The following is an 18568-nucleotide window of genomic DNA, read 5'->3' on the forward strand; positions in this document are numbered from 1 at the left end:
CAGGTATATTACCTGCCGTTTGTTTCATTATTAGATTATTTTTTACTTGGATAATAATGCCCGGTTTCCGCTTTTGCCAATGGCTTGCCGCAGCCATGTTTTTTTTATTGCAAGATATTTTAAGGTGAGCTAATATGAAGATAGTTCAGATAGGGGGTATATTTTGAAAAAGCTGTTGTTGTTTTTACTTCTGACACTGGTACTATCTACAGGAATAGTTCAGGGGGCATCAGAGGCCGCGCCAATAGAATACGAAAAGGGAGTAGTAGTATTTGTCGGACCATTGGATCAGTCTATGCAGAAACAATACCAAATGGTCAAAGGAGAACTTGTAAGCATTCAACTGACAAGCGGTCCGGAAGCAGGCAAGGTGGTTGACACGTTTAATTTTGTGTCTGAGCGTTCGGTATATGAAATTAAAGTTAAACAAGGTGACAAGGTTATCGTTGCGGTTACTCGCGATTTAGGGAAGACAAGTTATCATGTTAGCGATTTTGATCGGTTTGACTATGTATACATACTTGGCGGCTTATTTATATTACTGCTTATCGTGTTCGGTGGCTTTATTGGCGCAAAGTCGGTAATGGTAATCGGCTTTTCTATGTTTCTAATTTTTAAATTCTTTGTCGGGCAGGTATTGGCTAATCAGTATAGCCTGACACTTTTAACGCTACTAGTTGCTGCAGCCATTGCGGTAGCAACACAAGTTGTTGTATGTGGATTGTCCAAGAAGACACTGGCTGCTGTACTGGGAACTATCGGTGGTGTGGTGGTAGCCGGAATACTTTCGGTATTGTCAATTAAATTTATGCATTTAACTGGTCTGGATAGCGAAGAGGCGATGTTGCTTAAAGCGTTTACACTATCACATATTAACTTTCAGGATGTGCTGTTTGCCGGTATGGTATTTGGGGCGTTAGGCGCGGTTATGGATGTTACGATTTCGATTGCTTCGGCTGTTTACGAGGTTAAATGTGTGCAGCCTGCTATTGGTTTTAAGGAACTGGTCAGAGCAGGGATGAATGTTGGACGAGACATTATGGGGACAATGTCCAATACCTTGATTTTAGCGTATGCGGGTAGTTCGCTGCCGCTTATGCTGCTTATTGCTTCACAGGATAACGTTTCTATGCTGAGAATTGCCAACTTGAATATGATTGTAACCGAGTTTGCCCGTGCGTTCACTGGCAGTATCGGTTTGATTTGTGCCATACCATTAACGGCAGTCATTACCGCAATATTGCTTAAAAATGACTAATAATGGGAAGGAGTGAAAAAGTATGAGCTGGCTTAAACCGTGCCGGGCGACCGGGATTGGAAGTCTGCCTCATCAGAGTGAGCCTGAGGCGCTTGCAGTAATTGCCAAAGCTATGCCACATTGGCCGCATTGGCCACAGCTGCCTGGCAAAATGCCTGAACAGGGGTTTGTAGTGCAATATGTTCAGCCGCTGCTTAGCCTGGGTGTGCTGAAGGCTGCGGCACTAAAGGATCCGGTTTTCCCCAGATTGGAAGATGGCTGGGAGGAAAAGGCCGCAGAATTCTATGAACGGTATTTGGCGTTTATGAATGGGGATTCCGGTGCTGAGCAGGTTTTTGCGTTAGCCGGGGAAGCTTTTGCCGGTCTGGACGCGTTTATCAAAAACTTTGCTTACTACTTTCCTCAGGCCGAAGGGGTGAAAGGTCATGTCAGCGGGCCGCTAACCGTTGGTCTGCAGATTAAGGATGAACGCGGTCGCGCTTGTTTTTACGATGATACGCTAAGAGAGATATTGGTACGGTGCTTGATCGTAGAGGCCGTACTGGAGGCAAGGAAGCTAAAAACCTTAGGTTTACCTGTTCTCATTTTTATTGATGATCCGGTTTTGTTCCTTATAGGCACTTCCACGCATATCACGTTGACCAGAGAAGTGGCCACAGATGCTTTGAACACAATTATCCGCGCCCTCAAGGCTGAAGGAGTTAAAGTAGGAGTGCACGCTTGCGCGGGTATTGATTGGTCAATTTTATTTGATTTGCCGCTTGATGTAATAAGTTTTGACGCGTATCACTACTTCACCGGTATGGCTTTAAAAGCCCAGGGGTTGGCCGGATTTCTTGCACAGGGTGGCAAATTGGCCTGGGGTCTAATACCTACTTCGGAAGAAGCGTGGCAAGAGACGCCGGCGTCTATCCAGGAACGGTTTGAGGAGCAATGCCGCGAACTGGCTGGCCGGGGCGTTGATGTGGCCCTGCTGCGGCAAAATATAATCTGGACCCCCAGTTGTGGAACCGGTGCGCTCCCTATTGATTTAGCCGAGCATATTTACGGTTTACTTGCAGGAGTAGTGGCAAAGGTGTAGTTAGCCAAAGACGGTTATTGTCAATGAGACAATAACCGTCTTTATTAATTAACCATTTTCTTGAGTTTTATGGGATTGCTTCATTTCCTGCTTTAAGGCTTTAAGGTCAACACCTAGCTCCTTGGAAACGTCTTGCCAAGTGTTATTAATTTTTTTCATGCCTAACACATCTGAAAGTGATTTGTTGCTGTGGCTGGCAAGTAATCCGGCCATGGCAATATCACGCTGGTGATAGCCCTGATTAAAGAGAGCTTGAATATCGTTTTGCGGGATATTCAGGCGTTGTGATAAATGTTTGGCAGCCATTTCCTGACGGACGGCTTTGAGTTTAGTTTTGTCGACGCCTAAGGTGTTCGCTACATCTTGCCAAGTGTTATTATCTGTTTTGAGGGTAATTACTGATTCGAAAGACTTGTCACTGGCTTTGGCAAGAAAAGCCGCCCGAACTAAATCTTTGTTCGTTTTGCCTTGGTTTTGATATTTTACAATTACCGATTGCTCAATGCCAAATTCTTTGGCAAGTCTTTTAGCTACTTGTTCGGGCTTAACCTGATGGCGTTGATGGTAGGCCGGACGATCATTAACTGTCGGTGCAGCCTGAACGGCTAAAGGTCCGGCAACTCCAGCGAGAATAAAGGCTCCTGCGACAAGGGCTGCAACAGTTTTACGTGATTGTTTAGATAACATGTGAATCCCTCCACCTTTGTCATACTGATCTATAATAACAGCACTGCTGCTGTTGAGTATAGAATAACAAAAAAATATGACAAAAATATGACAAAGGCGGCGATATTAGGAATTTGATTTGACTGGCAAAGTGAAGGTAAAGGTTGTAGTCTTACCCGGTGTACTGTTCACGCTAACGGTACCGCCCATGGCTTCGACTAATTTTTTCGTAATCGCCAGGCCCAGTCCGGTTCCGCCTTCCACTCGCGAACGGGCCTTATCCACCCGGTAAAATCGTTGCCAGATATGCGGCAGGTGTTCGGGTTCAATGCCTAAGCCAATATTTTTTATATCCACAGCTATTTGCTGCTGAAAAGTCCGGGCCGTTATGCTAATGACCGAACCGGGTACGGCATGTCGGATAGCATTGGTCAGGAGGTTGGTGAGCACTTGTTTGAGTCGGTCCGTATCGGCAGTAGCTAACGGCAGCGCAGGCGGAATATTGGTGTTGATAGTTAGCTCTTTATCCTCTAGGAAGGGAGTTAGTTTAGCCGTTTGGCTGGCAATGAAGTCAGATAGGGAAATCGGCTGGCCCGTAATAGCAAGCTCACCGGCTTCCAGTTGGGATAGATCAAGTAAATCGCCAACTAGCCGTCCGATACGTTTGCTTTCGTCCACAATATTGGCGAGGTAACGGGTGCGCTGTTCGGCGGTAGTGACTAAATTGTCCAGCATTGCTTCGGCCATCACTTGGATAGAAGCCACCGGTGACTTGAGTTCGTGGGAAACATCGGACAAAAACTCGCGCCGATTTTGCTCTATTTGGGCCAGTTCTATGGCCATGCTGTTAAAGGTGCGTCCCAAGTCGCCGATTTCATCGCGTTGCGTTGCTATTGTTCGGCTGTTGTAGTCGCCTTGGGCAAAAGCTGCGGCAGCCCGGCTGATATCATGCAGCGGGCGTGTGAGGCTGCGGGCGGTTAAGAGCCCTGCTAAAATGGCAGCGACGATACTGGCGGCCAGAGAATATAAGAGCAGCCGTTCGAGTGCTTCGGCGGTGCGGGCAACACCGGTAACCGGTGCGAAGAGAAAGAGGGCGGCAGGCACAGTGTCTGCGTTTTCCCGGGGCAGAAGCAGCGCGGCAATAATCGAAGGATCACCCCGGCGTCGCGGTTTCAGTACCCGTCCATCTTGCCAGTCTGCTTGCTCCCATAAATCGGATATTCGTCCTAGGCGTTTGCCGCTCCAGCCCGCGGGAGGCTGGCCGGCCAGCACCTGGCCATTTTTGTCCATAAGCCAAATATCGCCACCGGCCATTTCGCTCATGGCGTCAAGTAAGTCAGCGGAAGGTTTTTGACCGCTGGCTAAAAGCGGGGCAACAATGGCGACAGCAGCACCGCCTTTGGCTAGAAGGTCGCGGCGTTTGGTTTCAATAACATGATCGCGAACCAAATAGGACATAAGTAGTCCTAAGGTCAGTACGCTGACTAAAATGATAGCAATGTGCGATACCAGTAGTTTACCGAAAATCGATCGGATCATTTGGCGGTCACCTCGAATTTGTAGCCTACACCCCATACCGTGTGGATATAGCTGTATTCGGGGTTGTCAATTTTGTGGCGAAGCCGCTTGATGGTTGCGTCAACGGTACGGTCAGCACCGTCAAAATCATATCCCCACACATTGGTTAGCAACTGATCTCGGGAAAATGCCATTTTGGCGTGGCGGGACATAAACACTAACAGATCGAATTCTTTAGGAGATAACTGCGTTCTTTCGTTGCCTGAATATACGGTTTGGGCGGTCAGATCAATGGAAAGTCCGGGAACTTCGATGCGGGAACCGGGTTCGGTGAGCAAACCGCTGCGGCGAAGCACGGCCTTGACACGGGCGATTACTTCGCGTGGACTGAATGGTTTGGTAATATAGTCGTCAGCACCTAGGGAAAATCCGGTCAGTTTGTCAGCCTCCGTGCTTTTGGCGGTTAAAAAAATGATAGGGACTTTTCGTTCTACGGCTTCGCAGAGTTCCCAGCCTGTACGTTTGGGCAGCATGATATCAAGAAGAAGCAGATCTGGTTTATGCGTTTCTTCGATTTCCCAGGCTGTCTGTCCGTCAGCCGCGGTATAAACCTGAAAACCTTCGCGTTCCAAATACAACTGCAATACTTCGACGATAGCGGGCTCGTCATCGGCAAGCAAAATCTTAATTTGTTCCATAAGCACCACCTTATTATTTTCCTACTTAGTGTGTGTGTTATTTAAAATGATATCATACGAATGACTAAACTATAAAGTAGACTTAGCTTCAGATGGGGCTCTAACCTCAGCTGAAGGTTAGTCGCCCTTATCCAGGGACTTAGCCGCTTGCCTGTGCCCGTAGGGGTATAACTCTCGCTTGTAGAAGATAGGAGTCTTAGAGCGGGTTAGTCACAGGATAAATGAGGGCGGAGACCAGATTGACAATGGTTAACCAATAATTTAATATAAGGATAACAATACGAAGTTTTGGAGTGAGTCACTGATGAGGAAAGCCATCCTTGAACTTTTAAAGCATAATTCAGGTCAGTATATTTCAGGCGAAGATATTTCCCACACTCTCAAGGTGTCAAGAACTGCGGTGTGGAAACACATTCAGGCTCTTAAACAAGCTGGATATGAAATTGAAGCCCACCCCCGGCTGGGTTATTCATTAAGGCAGACGACAGGCAGGTTATTGCCTGACGAAATAAAAGCACAGTTAACCAGTACCGTGCTGGGGCAGGAAATTCACTACTTTGATGAAGTGGATTCTACCAATAATGCAGCGAAAAAACTGGCTGCTAACGGTTGTCCGGAAGGTACAATTGTTGTAGCAGAATCGCAGGTCGGCGGCCGCGGCCGTCTGGCAAGAGGCTGGTTTTCTCCTCCGGGTAAAGGAATTTGGCTGTCAGTTGTACTTAGACCGCCCTTCAGTCCTATGGATGCTGCTAAATGCACGCTTATGGCGGCCGTTGGTGTGACCAGAGCGATTAATTCAGTGACAGGTATAGGCTGTGGGATAAAATGGCCTAACGATATCTTGTGGCAAGGCCGTAAAGTTGTGGGAATTCTTACTGAGATGAGTGCCGAGATGGATGCTATAAATTTTGTTGTAATTGGTATGGGGATTAATGTAAATGTTAATCAAGAAGATTTCCCCAGTGAAATTGCCTCGGTAGCTACCTCGCTTTCAGTAGCCGCCGGCTGTGAAATTTCCAGAATCAAATTATTGACGGCCATGTTGTCAGAGCTGGAGGCCGTTTATATGTTGGCTAAAAATTCTGGGTTTGCGCTGGTGCTTGAAGAGTGGAAAAAGAATTCGATAACACTTGGTCAGCAGGTTGATGTATACGGTATCGACCGGAATTTTAGCGGCCAAGCTTTTGACATTGATGCCGATGGCGCGCTCTTAATAAAAACTTTCCAGGGCGTTGAACGCGTGCTTGCCGGAGATGTATCGATCAGACCATCCGCGAAAGGGGATAAGTAATGCAAGCCCGTTCTATGGTAATGACAAGTTTATTTGCTGCGCTGCTTGCTGTAAGTTCTCAAATTTCCATTCCTATTGGACCTGTGCCGATTACTATGCAGGTTTTGCTTGTCCTATTATTAGGTATGGTGCTAGGTAGTCGGCTGGGGCCTGCCAGCCTAGCTGTTTGGGTACTGTTGGGCATCTTCGGTTTGCCCGTATTTGCTCAGAGTAAAGCGGGCGCGGCAGTTTTGATAGGTCCTACGGGGGGATACATTTTTGGATATTTTATCTGTGCGTATATTGTCGGTTATGTTGCGGAACACTTTGAATTAACGTACAAAAACACAGCAGTTGCGATGTTCTTTGGGCTGGTGGTTATCTATGCTATAGGACTAGGCGGCTTTATGCTTTCGTTTGAGTACGTGCTGAACAAGCCTATGACACTGGAGAGAGCCTTACAACTGTCGGTATTGCCATTTCTGCCTCTGGATATTATGAAAGCGATAGCTGCTGTGTATTTGGGCGTACGAGTGCGCCGCTCTTTAATTAAAGCCGGGTTGCTAACTAGTGAACAGTAATTTAATCCTGTGCCTAACCCGCTCTAAGACTCCCCTCTTCTACAAGTAGGAGTTATACCCCTACGGTCACAGGCGAGCGGCTAAGTCCCTGGATAAGGGCGACTAACCTTCAGATAGGGTTAAAACTATCTGAAGCTAAGTCTACTTTATGTTGTGTCATTGTACGCCTTATATTTACAATTTCCCCGCTTTTAAGGTACAATTATAGCTACTAACGACTAAGACTGTTTTAATGGGCAGTCTACCGCTCAAACAGGGGGATTTTTAGCAATGTTACTTGTGTTTGATGTTGGCAATACCAACATCGTTTTGGGAGTCTACGAGGGAGATCAACTAAATTATCATTGGCGGATATCTACTGATAAGCAGAAAACCGGCGATGAGTATGGAGTGCTGATTTACAATCTGTTTACTTATCGTGGACTAAAGATGGAAGAAATTGAGGCAATTGTAATTTCTTCAGTTGTGCCGCCGTTGATTGTACCTTTAACAAGAATGTGCCAGCGGTATTTCAATGTCGATCCGCTAGTTGTCGGACCTGGAGTTAAAACTGGGATTTGTATTAAATATGAAAATCCGCGCGAAGTCGGTGCCGACCGAATCGTAAACGCTATTGCCGCTTATGCTAAATATGGCGGTCCATTAATCGTTGTTGATTTTGGGACAGCAACTACTTTCTGCGCCTTGGCGGAAAATGGCGATTATTTAGGCGGTGCCATTGCGCCAGGTATCGGTATCTCAACGGAAGCTTTATTCCAACGTGCAGCCAAACTACCACGGATTGAGCTGAGTAAACCCAAAACCGTTATTTGTCGTAACACCATTACCAGTATGCAATCGGGCATCATCTATGGTTTTGTTGGACAAGTCGATGAAATTGTCCGGCGTATGCGCGCAGAATTGGGTCAGCATGCGACCGTTGTGGCCACAGGCGGCTTGGCGAACCTGATTGCGCAGGAATCGCATACCATTGATAAGGTGGATACCTTCCTAACACTGGAAGGACTAAGACTAATTCATGAACGGAATCGGTAAAGTTATTTCATTTATCCGACGACTAACCAGCGCTATGACTTCCTTTTCTCCAAGCGGGAGTTATACCCCTGCGGGTACAGGCGAGCGGACAAGTCCCTGGATACTGGCGACTAACCTTCAGGTAGGTTTAAAAACCCACTGAAGCTAAATCTATCTTATTGCGGCGGCCATGCATTGGCCGCCTTTTTGCCCTAATAAAAGTTAACTTTTACTAGGGCAATATCGCCTTTCCCTCGTTGGCTGAAAGTCGTGTCTTCATTACCCTAACTTTGGCTCTGTAAAATTATACTAGCCGCATTCATTAGGAGGATACATGCAGATTGGAAAACTAACGCTCGCCAATCCGGTTATTCTTGCGCCAATGGCGGGAGTGACTGACCTGCCGTTTCGCCTGTTAGCAAAAGAAATGGGCTGCGGCTTGGTATATTCGGAAATGGTAAGTGATAAAGGTCTTATTTATGACAATGTACATACGAAAAAGTTGCTGGCCATTGATGAACGTGAACGTCCGGTAGCTTTGCAGATATTTGGTTCAGATCCTGAAAGTATGGGGCGGGCAGCTAAAATTGTTGCCGCTGCCGGCGCAGACATAATTGATATTAATATGGGGTGTCCTACGCCCAAGATTGTCAAAAACGGTGAGGGCTCGGCACTTATGAAAAAACCGGAAGTGGCGTATCGGATAATAGCCTCGGTTGTAGAGTCTGCCAGCGGTGTTCCTGTAACCGTCAAATTTCGCAAAGGCTGGGATGATAAATCGGTAAATGCCGTCGAAATTGCATTAATAGCCGAAAAGGCTGGTGCAGCCGCAGTCAGCGTTCACGGACGCACTCGCGAGCAATTTTATTCGGGTCAGGCTGATTGGAAGGTTATCAGGGAAGTAAAGCAAGCGGTTAAAATACCTGTTACCGGCAATGGTGATATCCGTACCCCTCAGGATGCCAAGCGTATGTTGACGGAGACCGGCTGTGATGGCATAATGATAGGGCGGGGCGCTCAAGGAAATCCATGGATATTCCGCCAAGTGGCTCACTACCTGGCAACAGGCGAACTGCTACCGCCACCAACACTCTCTGAGCGGATTGACATGCTCCTAAGACATCTCGACATGCTAGTCGACCACAAGGGCGAATACATAGGCATCAGAGAAATGCGCAGTCACGCTGCCTGGTACACCAAAGGCCTACCAAAATCAGCCGAACTACGCCTAAAATTCAACCAAGCGTCCAGCAAAGAAGATTTCATTCGAATCATGGAGACTTACCGAATAGAATTAACAACAAAAGTTTAAAAACTAACTGCGTAAAATAATTAATTTGTGCAAAGGCCGGAAACTGATTAGAAATGTCCATATGCGAGGCACGCCGAGGACGTGACCGCAGTCGTACTGGTAAGTACGTCGGAGGGAACGCCCGCAGAAGTAACGAAGCAGATGGGCGTTTATAATCAGTTTCCGCGGGGGAACAAGATGCATATGCTCATCATGCCCGTCGCCAACGGCATACTGCCGAGGCCACAGGGCGGTACAATTACAGGAATGTTTATTATTGAGAATGGCGGACAATTACTGCTGGACGTCGGAGTAGGAAAAGAAATCCTTATTTGTCCATGGAGTACGGAGGACCAAGGACTCTATCCTGTTGGTGTAATTGTTCGTATTATGAATATCTGGAATCATACAGTAGCTGATGAGTCCGGCCTGGAAATGCCTGTGCTCATGGCTAAGCTGGAAGGGCGTGGTCATGCCCGCTGGCACTCGCTCCGGACGGCAGGAACTTATATTTACTCAAGTGATGTTGAACATATCAACCTTAAAAAGATGCGTAAAGATTATCCGGCAATTTCCGGTGCAGGTTGGGCGCCACAGGGCGGCTATACTGAGTTTAGGGATAAAAGCGATATTCCTGTAACGTTATATGGAACAGACTTGGAAACAGGCCAAGAAGTTCGGATGACGGCCAATCTCGGTGGTTTAGTCGAGCTTGAGCAAGCTCATACTATTGAACATTCCGTTATCCGGGCACTGACCACATACGGGCTTTGTACACCGCGGACTTTGATTGAAGCGATGAGCCGTGAAACTGATGAATTGAAAAAATCAGTAGAAATAAGTATAAAGCATACTATGCCGGAGGTGCTGGGTTTGACAGCTAGTGGCGCCTGTGGTAATCCCATGACAAATTTAGCGCAGGTGTACCTGGCACAGGAGTTTGTCAGCAACATTGAAGCTGGCAAATCATTAAACGAATCCCTAGACAATGCTCGCCGCTCTACAATGTCCCAGCTAACTGACGATATTGGGCTTACTATGAATCAAGGTGTTCGTATTTTGCAGGGACTTAAAAAAGGTATGGCTCATGATGACACAATTCTTAAACTGGAAACCTATAAGAAGGTAATCAGTCGTTTCCCATTTGAACCGTGGGGATAACGGCTTTTTTTTTATACTTTGTGGAAAAACTTGTTAATGAGCAAAAAAAATGATAAAATATGTATGTACACAGTTTTGTGCACATATACTATAGGGGAGATGAAGTCATGTTGCTTCGCATTGGTGACAAGATTGTCAATCGTCCAAAGATTCATCATACAATTGACAGAATTCTTGAGCTGCGGCGAGATGGCTTGTCCCAGCAGGATGTAGCCGGACAAGTTGGTGTTGATCGTACATTTGTTTCACGCCTCGAAACAATTGGCGAAGTTCGCAAAGGCGGACGGGTAGCTCTCATTGGCTTTCCTGTTAAAAACTGTGAGGAGATTTACGAAGTAGCAAGACAAGAAGGCATTGATTTTTGTCTTATGCTGTCAGAACAGGAACGGTGGGATTTTGTCCAGACGAAAAGTGGGATAGAGTTATTTAATACAATAATGGATATTGTGGCTAACGTCCGCAAGCACGACATAGTAATTATCATTGGCTCTAATATGCGGATTAAACTGATGGAGACTTTGCTTGATAAATCTGTAATTGGCGTGCAAATTGGTGAATCACCAATTGCTGAAGATAAATATGTAAATCCGGAAGATATTCGTGCACTTATTAGACAACTAAGGTTTTAACCAGGAGGATACAGATGAAACAGGTTGTAAGCATTAGTCTGGGTTCATCTAAACGTAACGGAACCACTGTTGCAACTTTCGGTGGTCAGGAGTTTAGCATTAAAAGAATCGGAACAGATGGCAATACAGAGGAGGCTGCACGGCTTATTCGTGAGTTGGATGGAAAAGTTGCAGCTATTGGTTTAGGTGGTACTGATCTGTATGTTTATGCCGGTAATAAGCGGTATATGTTTAAAGAATCGGCGGCTTTAGCTGCCAATGCAAAGATAACCCCGGTAGTGGATGGAAGTGCTATAAAAAATACGCTGGAGCGGCGAGTTGTTGCTTATCTTATGGAAAAGCATGGAATAGACTTTAAAGATAAACAGGCTCTGATCGTTTGTGCAGTTGACCGGTTTGGTCTAGCTGAAGCTTTAGTAGGTGCCGGCAGCAGAGCGGTTTTTGGTGATTTAATGTTTGGATTGGGATTGCCAATGCCCATTACCAGTCTTGACGGATTGGCACGGTTGGCAAGCTTAGTGGCGCCTGTTATAACCAGACTTCCTGTCAGTTGGTTTTATCCGACCGGAAGTAAGCAGACCCAGGTAACACCTAAATTTGAGCAGTATTTCAATAATGCAGCTATTATTGCCGGAGATTTTCACTTTATAAGGCGGTATATGCCTGCTGTTATGAAGGATAAGCTCATAATTACCAATACCGTCACCCAAGAGGATGAAGTATTGTTAAAAGAACGGGGAGTGGCTACGTTAGTAACCACTACACCGGAAATGGGCGGGCGTTCTTTTGGTACAAACGTTTTAGAGGGGATATTGACGGCTTTATCTGGTAAACATCCGGATGAGCTGATGCCGGAGGATTATGCGCAGCTTATTGAACAGGCAGGGATTGAACCGCGGTTTAAAAACCTTACTTAAGGAGGCGCTTGTATTTGCAAAAATTTGCTTTTGTAGTTCATCCGCTTGAAGCCAGGGATTTCAGCCGTAAATTTTCTTTCACCCGCAACTGGCCGGATGGTTTAGTGGAAGGAATTATAAAATATATCCCCCCGTTTAAAGTGTCTCACATTACTGGTGTTGATTCGGGACATAATAAAGCGGAAGGCTGGTTTATTGGGTGTCCCCTAACCTCTCGCCAAATGATGATGTTGCCTGAGGCTGACGTAATTAAGAAAATTATTAAAGCAGGCAAAGTAGCAGAAAAGTTAGGGGCCCAAATTGTCGGTCTGGGTGCTTTTACCTCTATTGTTGGTGACGCCGGGATAACGATTGCTAAAAACTTGAAGATTGCCGTAACTACCGGTAATAGCTATACGGTAGCAACCGCTTTAGAGGGTACACGGCAAGCCGCTAAAGTAATGGGTATAGAATTGGAACGCGCCAATGTGCTGATTTTAGGTGCAACAGGATCGATTGGTTCCGCATGTGCGCAGATTTTTGCTCGGGAAGTACGGTATTTGACCTTGGCTGCCCGGGACGAAATCAAACTTGAAAAACTTGCCAAACAAATTTTGAAATCTTCTGGATTAGCCGTTAGGGTAACTGCTAATACTAAGTATGCAATCAGGAACGCTGATATTGTTGTAGCCGTAACCAGCGCTGTTGACAGTATTATCGAACCTGAGGATTTAAAGCCAGGAGCCATCATTTGCGATGTGGCCAGGCCACGCAACGTTTCGCGCCGGGTAGCGGAAACTCGTGATGATGTACTTGTTATTGAAGGCGGAGTCGTTGAGGTTCCGGGTGATGTGCAATTCGGCTTGAATTTTGGCTTTCCGCCGCAAACGGCCTATGCCTGCATGGCTGAAACCATGATACTGGCTTTAGAAGGTCGTTATGAAAACTTTACTTTAGGGCGGGACTTAACAGTAAAACAAGTAGAGACAATTGATAAGCTGGCTGCTAAGCATGGTTTCAAACTAGCTGGATTCCGCAGTTTTGAGCGGGCGCTTACTGTGCAGGAGTTAACTGCCATTAAAGCCAACGCCATGGCTAAAGCTGGTCAGATGCAGAAGGGAGTGCTTTAGAAAATATTGACAAAGTGCACATTTATGCCTATAATAATGAAAAATAGAGGGTGATCCCAGGTAGGAAGAACCTCTTAACAACAACAGTGTCAAGTTCTACTTGACACTATTTATATTGCCCAATTCCTATGTCTAAAGATTTTTCCGTTAGTAAAGTCAATTTTTTAAGCAAACCGAATACACTATCTACAAAAGAAAATTTATAATATTTGCAAAACGACCTTGGCAAGTATTTGAATAAAGAGGAGAATGTGACCATGGAAAAAGACGTTATGCTAACCATTGACGGACTGAAGAAGTTGGAGCAGAAGTTGGATCATTTAAAATCAGTCCGTCGGCGGGAAGTTGCTGAGCGCATTAAGCAAGCAATTGAGTTCGGTGACATTAGCGAAAACTCAGAGTATGAAGATGCTAAAAATGAACAGGCCTTTATCGAAGGTGAAGTCCTGACCTTAGAAAAAATCCTACGTAATGCGAAAGTCATTGATGAGGGTGAAGTGGGCACAGATGTTGTTGCATTGGGTTCAACCGTCAAACTAAAAGACCTGGAATTTGATGATGAACTGGAGTATACCATTGTAGGTTCAGCTGAGGCCGACCCCGCAGAATTTAAAATCTCTAACGAATCACCGGTTGGTCAAGCTATCCTTGGCCAAAAGGTTGGCAGCATTGTCGAAGTAAATGTTCCGGCCGGTATTTTGAAATATGAAGTTATGGAGATCAGACGGCAGCATTAAGCGAAGAAAGTGAGACAGGGGAGAAGTTACATGGCAGAAGAAATAGTACAAGATAGCCAGCAGGCGACAGAAGAATTAAACGAGTTGATGAAAGTCCGCCGTGAAAAAATGGATAAGATAGCCGCTCAGGGTATCGAACCATTTGGACGTAAATATAACTTTACACATCATGCCCAAACTATAATTGATAAGTATGCCGAATTAGAAGGACAAACTGTCCGGATTGCCGGTCGTCTAATGGCTGTACGTGGTCATGGCAAAGCCAGCTTTGGCCATGTCATGGATATGACAGGGAAAATTCAGGTATATTTCCGTCAAGATGTTTTAGGTGAAACCGCCTATGAGCAATTTCATCTTTTGGATATTGGCGATATTGTAGGTATTGAAGGTGTAGTATTTACAACGCAAAAAGGCGAAATAAGCGTTAAAGCCAGCCGCTTTGAATTTTTGGCAAAGACATTGCGGCCGCTGCCTGAGAAATGGCATGGTTTGAAAGATGTCGAGACCCGTTATCGCCAGCGTTATCTTGATCTAATTGTCAATCCCGAAGTGCGTAATAATTTTGTTATGCGCAGCAAAATAATCAGAGCTGTCCGTCAACTCCTTGACGAACGCGGTTTCTTAGAAGTAGAAACACCAATGATGCATCCTATTGCTGGCGGTGCTGCTGCTAAGCCATTTATTACGCATCATAATGCTTTAGATATGAAGCTCTACATGCGAATTGCTCCGGAATTATATCTTAAGCGCCTGATTGTCGGTGGTTTCGAAAAAGTTTACGAGCTTGGACGTGTGTTTAGAAATGAAGGTATTTCGATTAAACACAATCCTGAATTCACTATGATTGAGTTATACCAGGCATATGCGGATTATCAGGATGTTATGCGTTTAACCGAAGAAGTAGTGGCGGGTGTTGCGCAAGCTGTTCTCGGTACAACCAAAATTACTTATCAGGGCCAAGAGATTGATCTTACTCCGCCTTGGAATCGTATGACAATGCCGGAAGCTATTAAAAAGTTTGCTGGCGTTGATTTTAACGAAGTTACCACTGTAGAGCAGGCCAGAGCCATTGCGGATAAATTGGGCGTTAAATATGAACAGTCACATGGTATTGGCGGAATTCTAAACAACGTATTTGAAGAAGTTGCTGAGCATCATTTGATTCAGCCAACCTTTATTATTGGTCACCCCACGGAAATTTCGCCATTAGCTAAACGCAATAAAGAGAACCCGGATATCACCGACCGCTTTGAAGCTTTTGTTTTTGCTCGCGAAATCGCGAACGGCTTTTCAGAATTAAATGATCCAATTGATCAGCATGGCCGATTTGCCGATCAATTGCAACAACGGTTAGCCGGTGATGACGAGGCTCATATGATGGATGAGGACTATATTACAGCTCTCGAATATGGACTGCCGCCTACAGGTGGTTTGGGTATCGGGATTGACCGTTTGGTTATGTTTTTAACTGATTCGTATTCCATTCGCGATGTGCTTCTTTTTCCTCATATGCGTCAGAAAGACTAAATACAGGAGCTGACCGCTTTGCGGTCAGCTCAAACTTATTGTCATCCTTTCTTGCCTTCGTGTTGCTGGCGTTATTTGTTTGCCAAGTGCAGTAATCTACCTTCAGCCGTTATCGAAGCCAAAGTTATTCAAAAAACACATTGACAAGCAAGGTTGTCTGTGATACTATATAGAAGTCGCTGAAATACGCGATTGAAAATTCAAATAAAGATATATTGACATGCTACAAATGATGTGATAATATATCTAAGCTGTCGTTGAACAACGGTAGAACAAAAAAAGTGTTGACACGATGAAACAAACGTGATAACATAAATAACTGTCGCCGCTGAAAATGCGGCAACAACAAAAACGTTCCCTGAAAACTGAACAATGTAAGTAATGCATCATAAAAAGCCAGATGTGCGGTGCTCATTGAGCACACAAAACAATTTCTTTTTTTTGAATTTATGAGCCATCAAGGCTCCATAAATATATTTTTATGGAGAGTTTGATCCTGGCTCAGGACGAACGCTGGCGGCGTGCCTAACACATGCAAGTCGAACGGAGTATCCAGCAATGGATACTTAGTGGCGAACGGGTGAGTAACGCGTAGATAACCTGCCTCTAAAATGGGGACAACACCGCGAAAGTGGTGCTAATACCGAATGTGGTATCTTTATCGCATGATAAAGATAAGAAAGATGGCCTCTATATATAAGCTATCGTTTAGAGATGGGTCTGCGTCTGATTAGCTAGTTGGTGAGGTAAAGGCTCACCAAGGCGACGATCAGTAGCCGGTCTGAGAGGATGAACGGCCACACTGGGACTGAGACACGGCCCAGACTCCTACGGGAGGCAGCAGTGGGGAATCTTCCGCAATGGACGAAAGTCTGACGGAGCAACGCCGCGTGAGTGAAGAAGGTTTTCGGATCGTAAAACTCTGTCGTTTGGGACGAACGTGCTTTGGGTAAATAATCCAAAGTAATGACGGTACCAAAGGAGGAAGCCACGGCTAACTACGTGCCAGCAGCCGCGGTAATACGTAGGTGGCAAGCGTTGTCCGGAATTATTGGGCGTAAAGGGCGTGTAGGTGGATTCTTAAGTCGTGTGTCTAAGTGCGGGGCTCAACCCCGTATGGGCGCAGGAAACTGGGGATCTTGAGTGCAGGAGAGGAAAGTGGAATTCCCAGTGTAGCGGTGAAATGCGTAGATATTGGGAGGAACACCAGTGGCGAAGGCGACTTTCTGGACTGTGTCTGACACTGAGGCGCGAAAGCTAGGGGAGCGAACGGGATTAGATACCCCGGTAGTCCTAGCCGTAAACGATGGGTACTAGGTGTAGGAGGTATCGACCCCTCCTGTGCCGGAGTTAACGCAATAAGTACCCCGCCTGGGGAGTACGGCCGCAAGGTTGAAACTCAAAGGAATTGACGGGGGCCCGCACAAGCGGTGGAGTATGTGGTTTAATTCGACGCAACGCGAAGAACCTTACCAGGGCTTGACATTGAGTGAAAAACTTAGAGATAAGTTCCTCCCTTCGGGGACACAAAAACAGGTGGTGCATGGCTGTCGTCAGCTCGTGTCGTGAGATGTTGGGTTAAGTCCCGCAACGAGCGCAACCCTTATCCTTTGTTGCCAGCACGTAAAGGTGGGAACTCAAAGGAGACTGCCGCAGACAATGCGGAGGAAGGCGGGGATGACGTCAAGTCATCATGCCCCTTATGTCCTGGGCTACACACGTACTACAATGGGCTTAAACAAAGCGAAGCAAGCCTGCGAAGGTAAGCCAAACGCATAAACAAGCTCTCAGTTCGGATCGGAGGCTGCAACTCGCCTCCGTGAAGTCGGAATCGCTAGTAATCGCAGGTCAGCATACTGCGGTGAATACGTTCCCGGGCCTTGTACACACCGCCCGTCACACCACGAAAGTTGGAAACACCCGAAGCCGGTGGGGTAACCGTAAGGAGCCAGCCGTCTAAGGTGGGGCCGATGATTGGGGTGAAGTCGTAACAAGGTAGCCGTATCGGAAGGTGCGGCTGGATCACCTCCTTTCTAGGGAGAACCGTTCAAGCTAGCGCTTGAACTACTTCCAGGTCGGTACATTTGGCAAGCATTACGATACTAGACGCACCTTATGCGGTGGCTGTAGTATCTCTTACATTGTTTGGTTTTGAGGGAATGTAAAGTTACCATAAAATACTTATTGAAATAAATAAGCAAATATGATAGCATAATAGTTCCTGAATGGGCCTATAGCTCAGCTGGTTAGAGCGCACGCCTGATAAGCGTGAGGTCAGTGGTTCAAGTCCACTTAGGCCCACCAGCTTCGACTTTCGACGTTCGATATTCGACATTAATAGTAATTATCGAAAGTCGTAAATCGAAAATCTAATACCGAAATTTGGGGGCGTAGCTCAGCTGGGAGAGCACCTGCCTTGCAAGCAGGGGGTCAGCGGTTCGATCCCGCTCGTCTCCACCATATATCCAGTGACGATAGCTGTGGGGTTCCACCTGTTCCCATACCGAACACAGTAGTTAAGCCCATAAACGCCGAAGGTACTTGGCTGGAAACGGCCTGGGAGATTAGGAAGTTGCTGGTTTTGATGAACATTTGTGTGTTCATCAATTCATAATGTTCTTTGAAAACTGCACAGAAGAAAGCAAAAGTAAAGTAATGCCTCATATATAATATGAGAAGTTCTTTACGCGCAATTAGGATATACTGAAGGCAAAACGTAAGCTATACTAACGGCTTAATCAAATTAAGTCAAGTTATTAAGGGCATACGGTGGATGCCTAGGCGCCAAGAGCCGAAGAAGGACGCGGTAAGCTGCGAAAAGTCATGGGGAGTCGCAAGCAGACATTGATCCATGAATGTCCGAATGGGGGAACCCGGCGGTGGTAATGCACCGTCACCCTACGTATGTAGGGAGGGCACCCGGGGAACTGAAACATCTAAGTACCCGGAGGAAAAGTAATCAAACGAGATTCCCTAAGTAGCGGCGAGCGAACGGGGAAGAGCCCAAACCAGAGAGCTTTGCTCTTTGGGGTTGAGGACTGACAGAAGTTAGGTCAGGTCTAGTCGAACTACCTGGAAAGGTAGGCCGCAGAAGGTAAAAGCCCTGTAAGC

At 46.1% G+C, this 18568-nt stretch carries 15 protein-coding genes, 2 tRNA genes and 3 rRNA genes (1 of these 20 only partly in view); 17 read left to right on the top strand and 3 right to left on the bottom strand.

Annotated features, from left to right (window positions below):
- The first annotated feature begins 163 nt into the window (after positions 1-163).
- Together SRRS_RS01815 and SRRS_RS01820 are read left to right on the top strand one after the other, a co-directional pair.
- Positions 164-1258, top strand: a complete 1095-nt coding sequence (locus SRRS_RS01815; RefSeq protein WP_371365703.1) for a YibE/F family protein — start codon at positions 164-166, stop codon at positions 1256-1258.
- Between the two features lie 22 nt (positions 1259-1280).
- Entirely contained in the window at positions 1281-2339 is a 1059-nt protein-coding gene (locus SRRS_RS01820; protein WP_371365705.1) for a hypothetical protein, read from the top strand.
- Positions 2340-2387: 48 nt separating this feature from the next.
- Here SRRS_RS01820 and SRRS_RS01825 read toward each other — a convergent pair whose 3' ends face one another.
- The 3 genes from SRRS_RS01825 to SRRS_RS01835 all read right to left on the bottom strand — a co-directional run bounded on the left by SRRS_RS01825 (position 2388) and on the right by SRRS_RS01835 (position 5221).
- Positions 2388-3026 carry a hypothetical protein gene (locus SRRS_RS01825; protein WP_371365707.1) on the bottom strand — a complete coding sequence of 213 codons (639 nt, stop codon included), beginning with the start codon at positions 3024-3026 and terminating at the stop codon, positions 2388-2390.
- A gap of 105 nt (positions 3027-3131) precedes the next feature.
- Positions 3132-4544 (bottom strand): sensor histidine kinase, encoded by a 1413-nt coding sequence (locus SRRS_RS01830; RefSeq protein WP_371365708.1) that lies wholly within the window; start codon positions 4542-4544, stop codon positions 3132-3134.
- Complete coding sequence (locus SRRS_RS01835; RefSeq protein ID WP_371365710.1) at positions 4541-5221, bottom strand: response regulator transcription factor; 681 nt, start codon at positions 5219-5221, stop codon at positions 4541-4543. The genes SRRS_RS01830 and SRRS_RS01835 overlap by 4 nt, the downstream gene beginning before the upstream one ends.
- A 304-nt stretch (positions 5222-5525) precedes the next feature.
- Between SRRS_RS01835 and SRRS_RS01840 the strand changes: the two genes are divergently transcribed.
- The 15 genes from SRRS_RS01840 to SRRS_RS01910 form a co-directional block, all read left to right on the top strand.
- On the top strand, positions 5526-6512 hold the full coding sequence (locus SRRS_RS01840; RefSeq protein ID WP_371365712.1) for a biotin--[acetyl-CoA-carboxylase] ligase: 987 nt from the start codon (positions 5526-5528) through the stop codon (positions 6510-6512).
- Positions 6512-7072, top strand: a complete 561-nt coding sequence (locus SRRS_RS01845) for a biotin transporter BioY (RefSeq protein WP_371365714.1) — start codon at positions 6512-6514, stop codon at positions 7070-7072. The genes SRRS_RS01840 and SRRS_RS01845 overlap by 1 nt, the downstream gene beginning before the upstream one ends.
- Before the next feature lie 270 nt (positions 7073-7342).
- Positions 7343-8107: a type III pantothenate kinase gene (locus tag SRRS_RS01850; RefSeq protein ID WP_371365716.1), complete on the top strand. Its 765-nt coding sequence runs from the start codon at positions 7343-7345 to the stop codon at positions 8105-8107.
- 313 nt (positions 8108-8420) lie between these two features.
- A complete protein-coding gene (gene dusB / locus SRRS_RS01855) occupies positions 8421-9398 on the top strand; it encodes a tRNA dihydrouridine synthase DusB (RefSeq protein ID WP_371365718.1) in 978 nt (325 codons plus the stop codon).
- Between the two features lie 81 nt (positions 9399-9479).
- Positions 9480-10538, top strand: a complete 1059-nt coding sequence (locus tag SRRS_RS01860) for a hypothetical protein (RefSeq protein ID WP_371365720.1) — start codon at positions 9480-9482, stop codon at positions 10536-10538.
- Between the two features lie 107 nt (positions 10539-10645).
- Positions 10646-11167 carry a helix-turn-helix domain-containing protein gene (locus SRRS_RS01865; protein ID WP_371365722.1) on the top strand — a complete coding sequence of 174 codons (522 nt, stop codon included), beginning with the start codon at positions 10646-10648 and terminating at the stop codon, positions 11165-11167.
- 14 nt (positions 11168-11181) lie between these two features.
- A complete protein-coding gene (locus SRRS_RS01870) occupies positions 11182-12084 on the top strand; it encodes a quinate 5-dehydrogenase (protein WP_371365724.1) in 903 nt (300 codons plus the stop codon).
- Positions 12085-12098: 14 nt separating this feature from the next.
- A complete protein-coding gene (locus tag SRRS_RS01875; protein WP_371365726.1) occupies positions 12099-13193 on the top strand; it encodes a polysaccharide biosynthesis protein in 1095 nt (364 codons plus the stop codon).
- Positions 13194-13450: 257 nt separating this feature from the next.
- Positions 13451-13930 carry a transcription elongation factor GreA gene (gene greA, locus SRRS_RS01880; RefSeq protein WP_371365727.1) on the top strand — a complete coding sequence of 160 codons (480 nt, stop codon included), beginning with the start codon at positions 13451-13453 and terminating at the stop codon, positions 13928-13930.
- A 30-nt stretch (positions 13931-13960) separates the two neighbouring features.
- On the top strand, positions 13961-15457 hold the full coding sequence (gene lysS / locus SRRS_RS01885; RefSeq protein WP_371365729.1) for a lysine--tRNA ligase: 1497 nt from the start codon (positions 13961-13963) through the stop codon (positions 15455-15457).
- A 478-nt stretch (positions 15458-15935) separates the two neighbouring features.
- Positions 15936-17490 (top strand): 16S ribosomal RNA (locus SRRS_RS01890).
- Positions 17491-17684: 194 nt separating this feature from the next.
- Positions 17685-17761 (top strand) — tRNA-Ile (locus SRRS_RS01895).
- Between the two features lie 80 nt (positions 17762-17841).
- Positions 17842-17917, top strand: a tRNA-Ala gene (locus SRRS_RS01900).
- 4 nt (positions 17918-17921) lie between these two features.
- Positions 17922-18038 (top strand): 5S ribosomal RNA (rrf, locus tag SRRS_RS01905).
- A 165-nt stretch (positions 18039-18203) separates the two neighbouring features.
- Positions 18204-18568, top strand: a 23S ribosomal RNA gene (locus SRRS_RS01910); it runs 2550 nt beyond the window's last position.
- Together the 16S, 23S and 5S rRNA genes with 2 tRNA genes alongside form the textbook arrangement of a ribosomal RNA operon.

It is taken from the genome of Sporomusa rhizae (genome assembly GCF_041428845.1).
Classification (GTDB): Bacteria; Bacillota; Negativicutes; order Sporomusales; family Sporomusaceae; genus Sporomusa; species Sporomusa rhizae.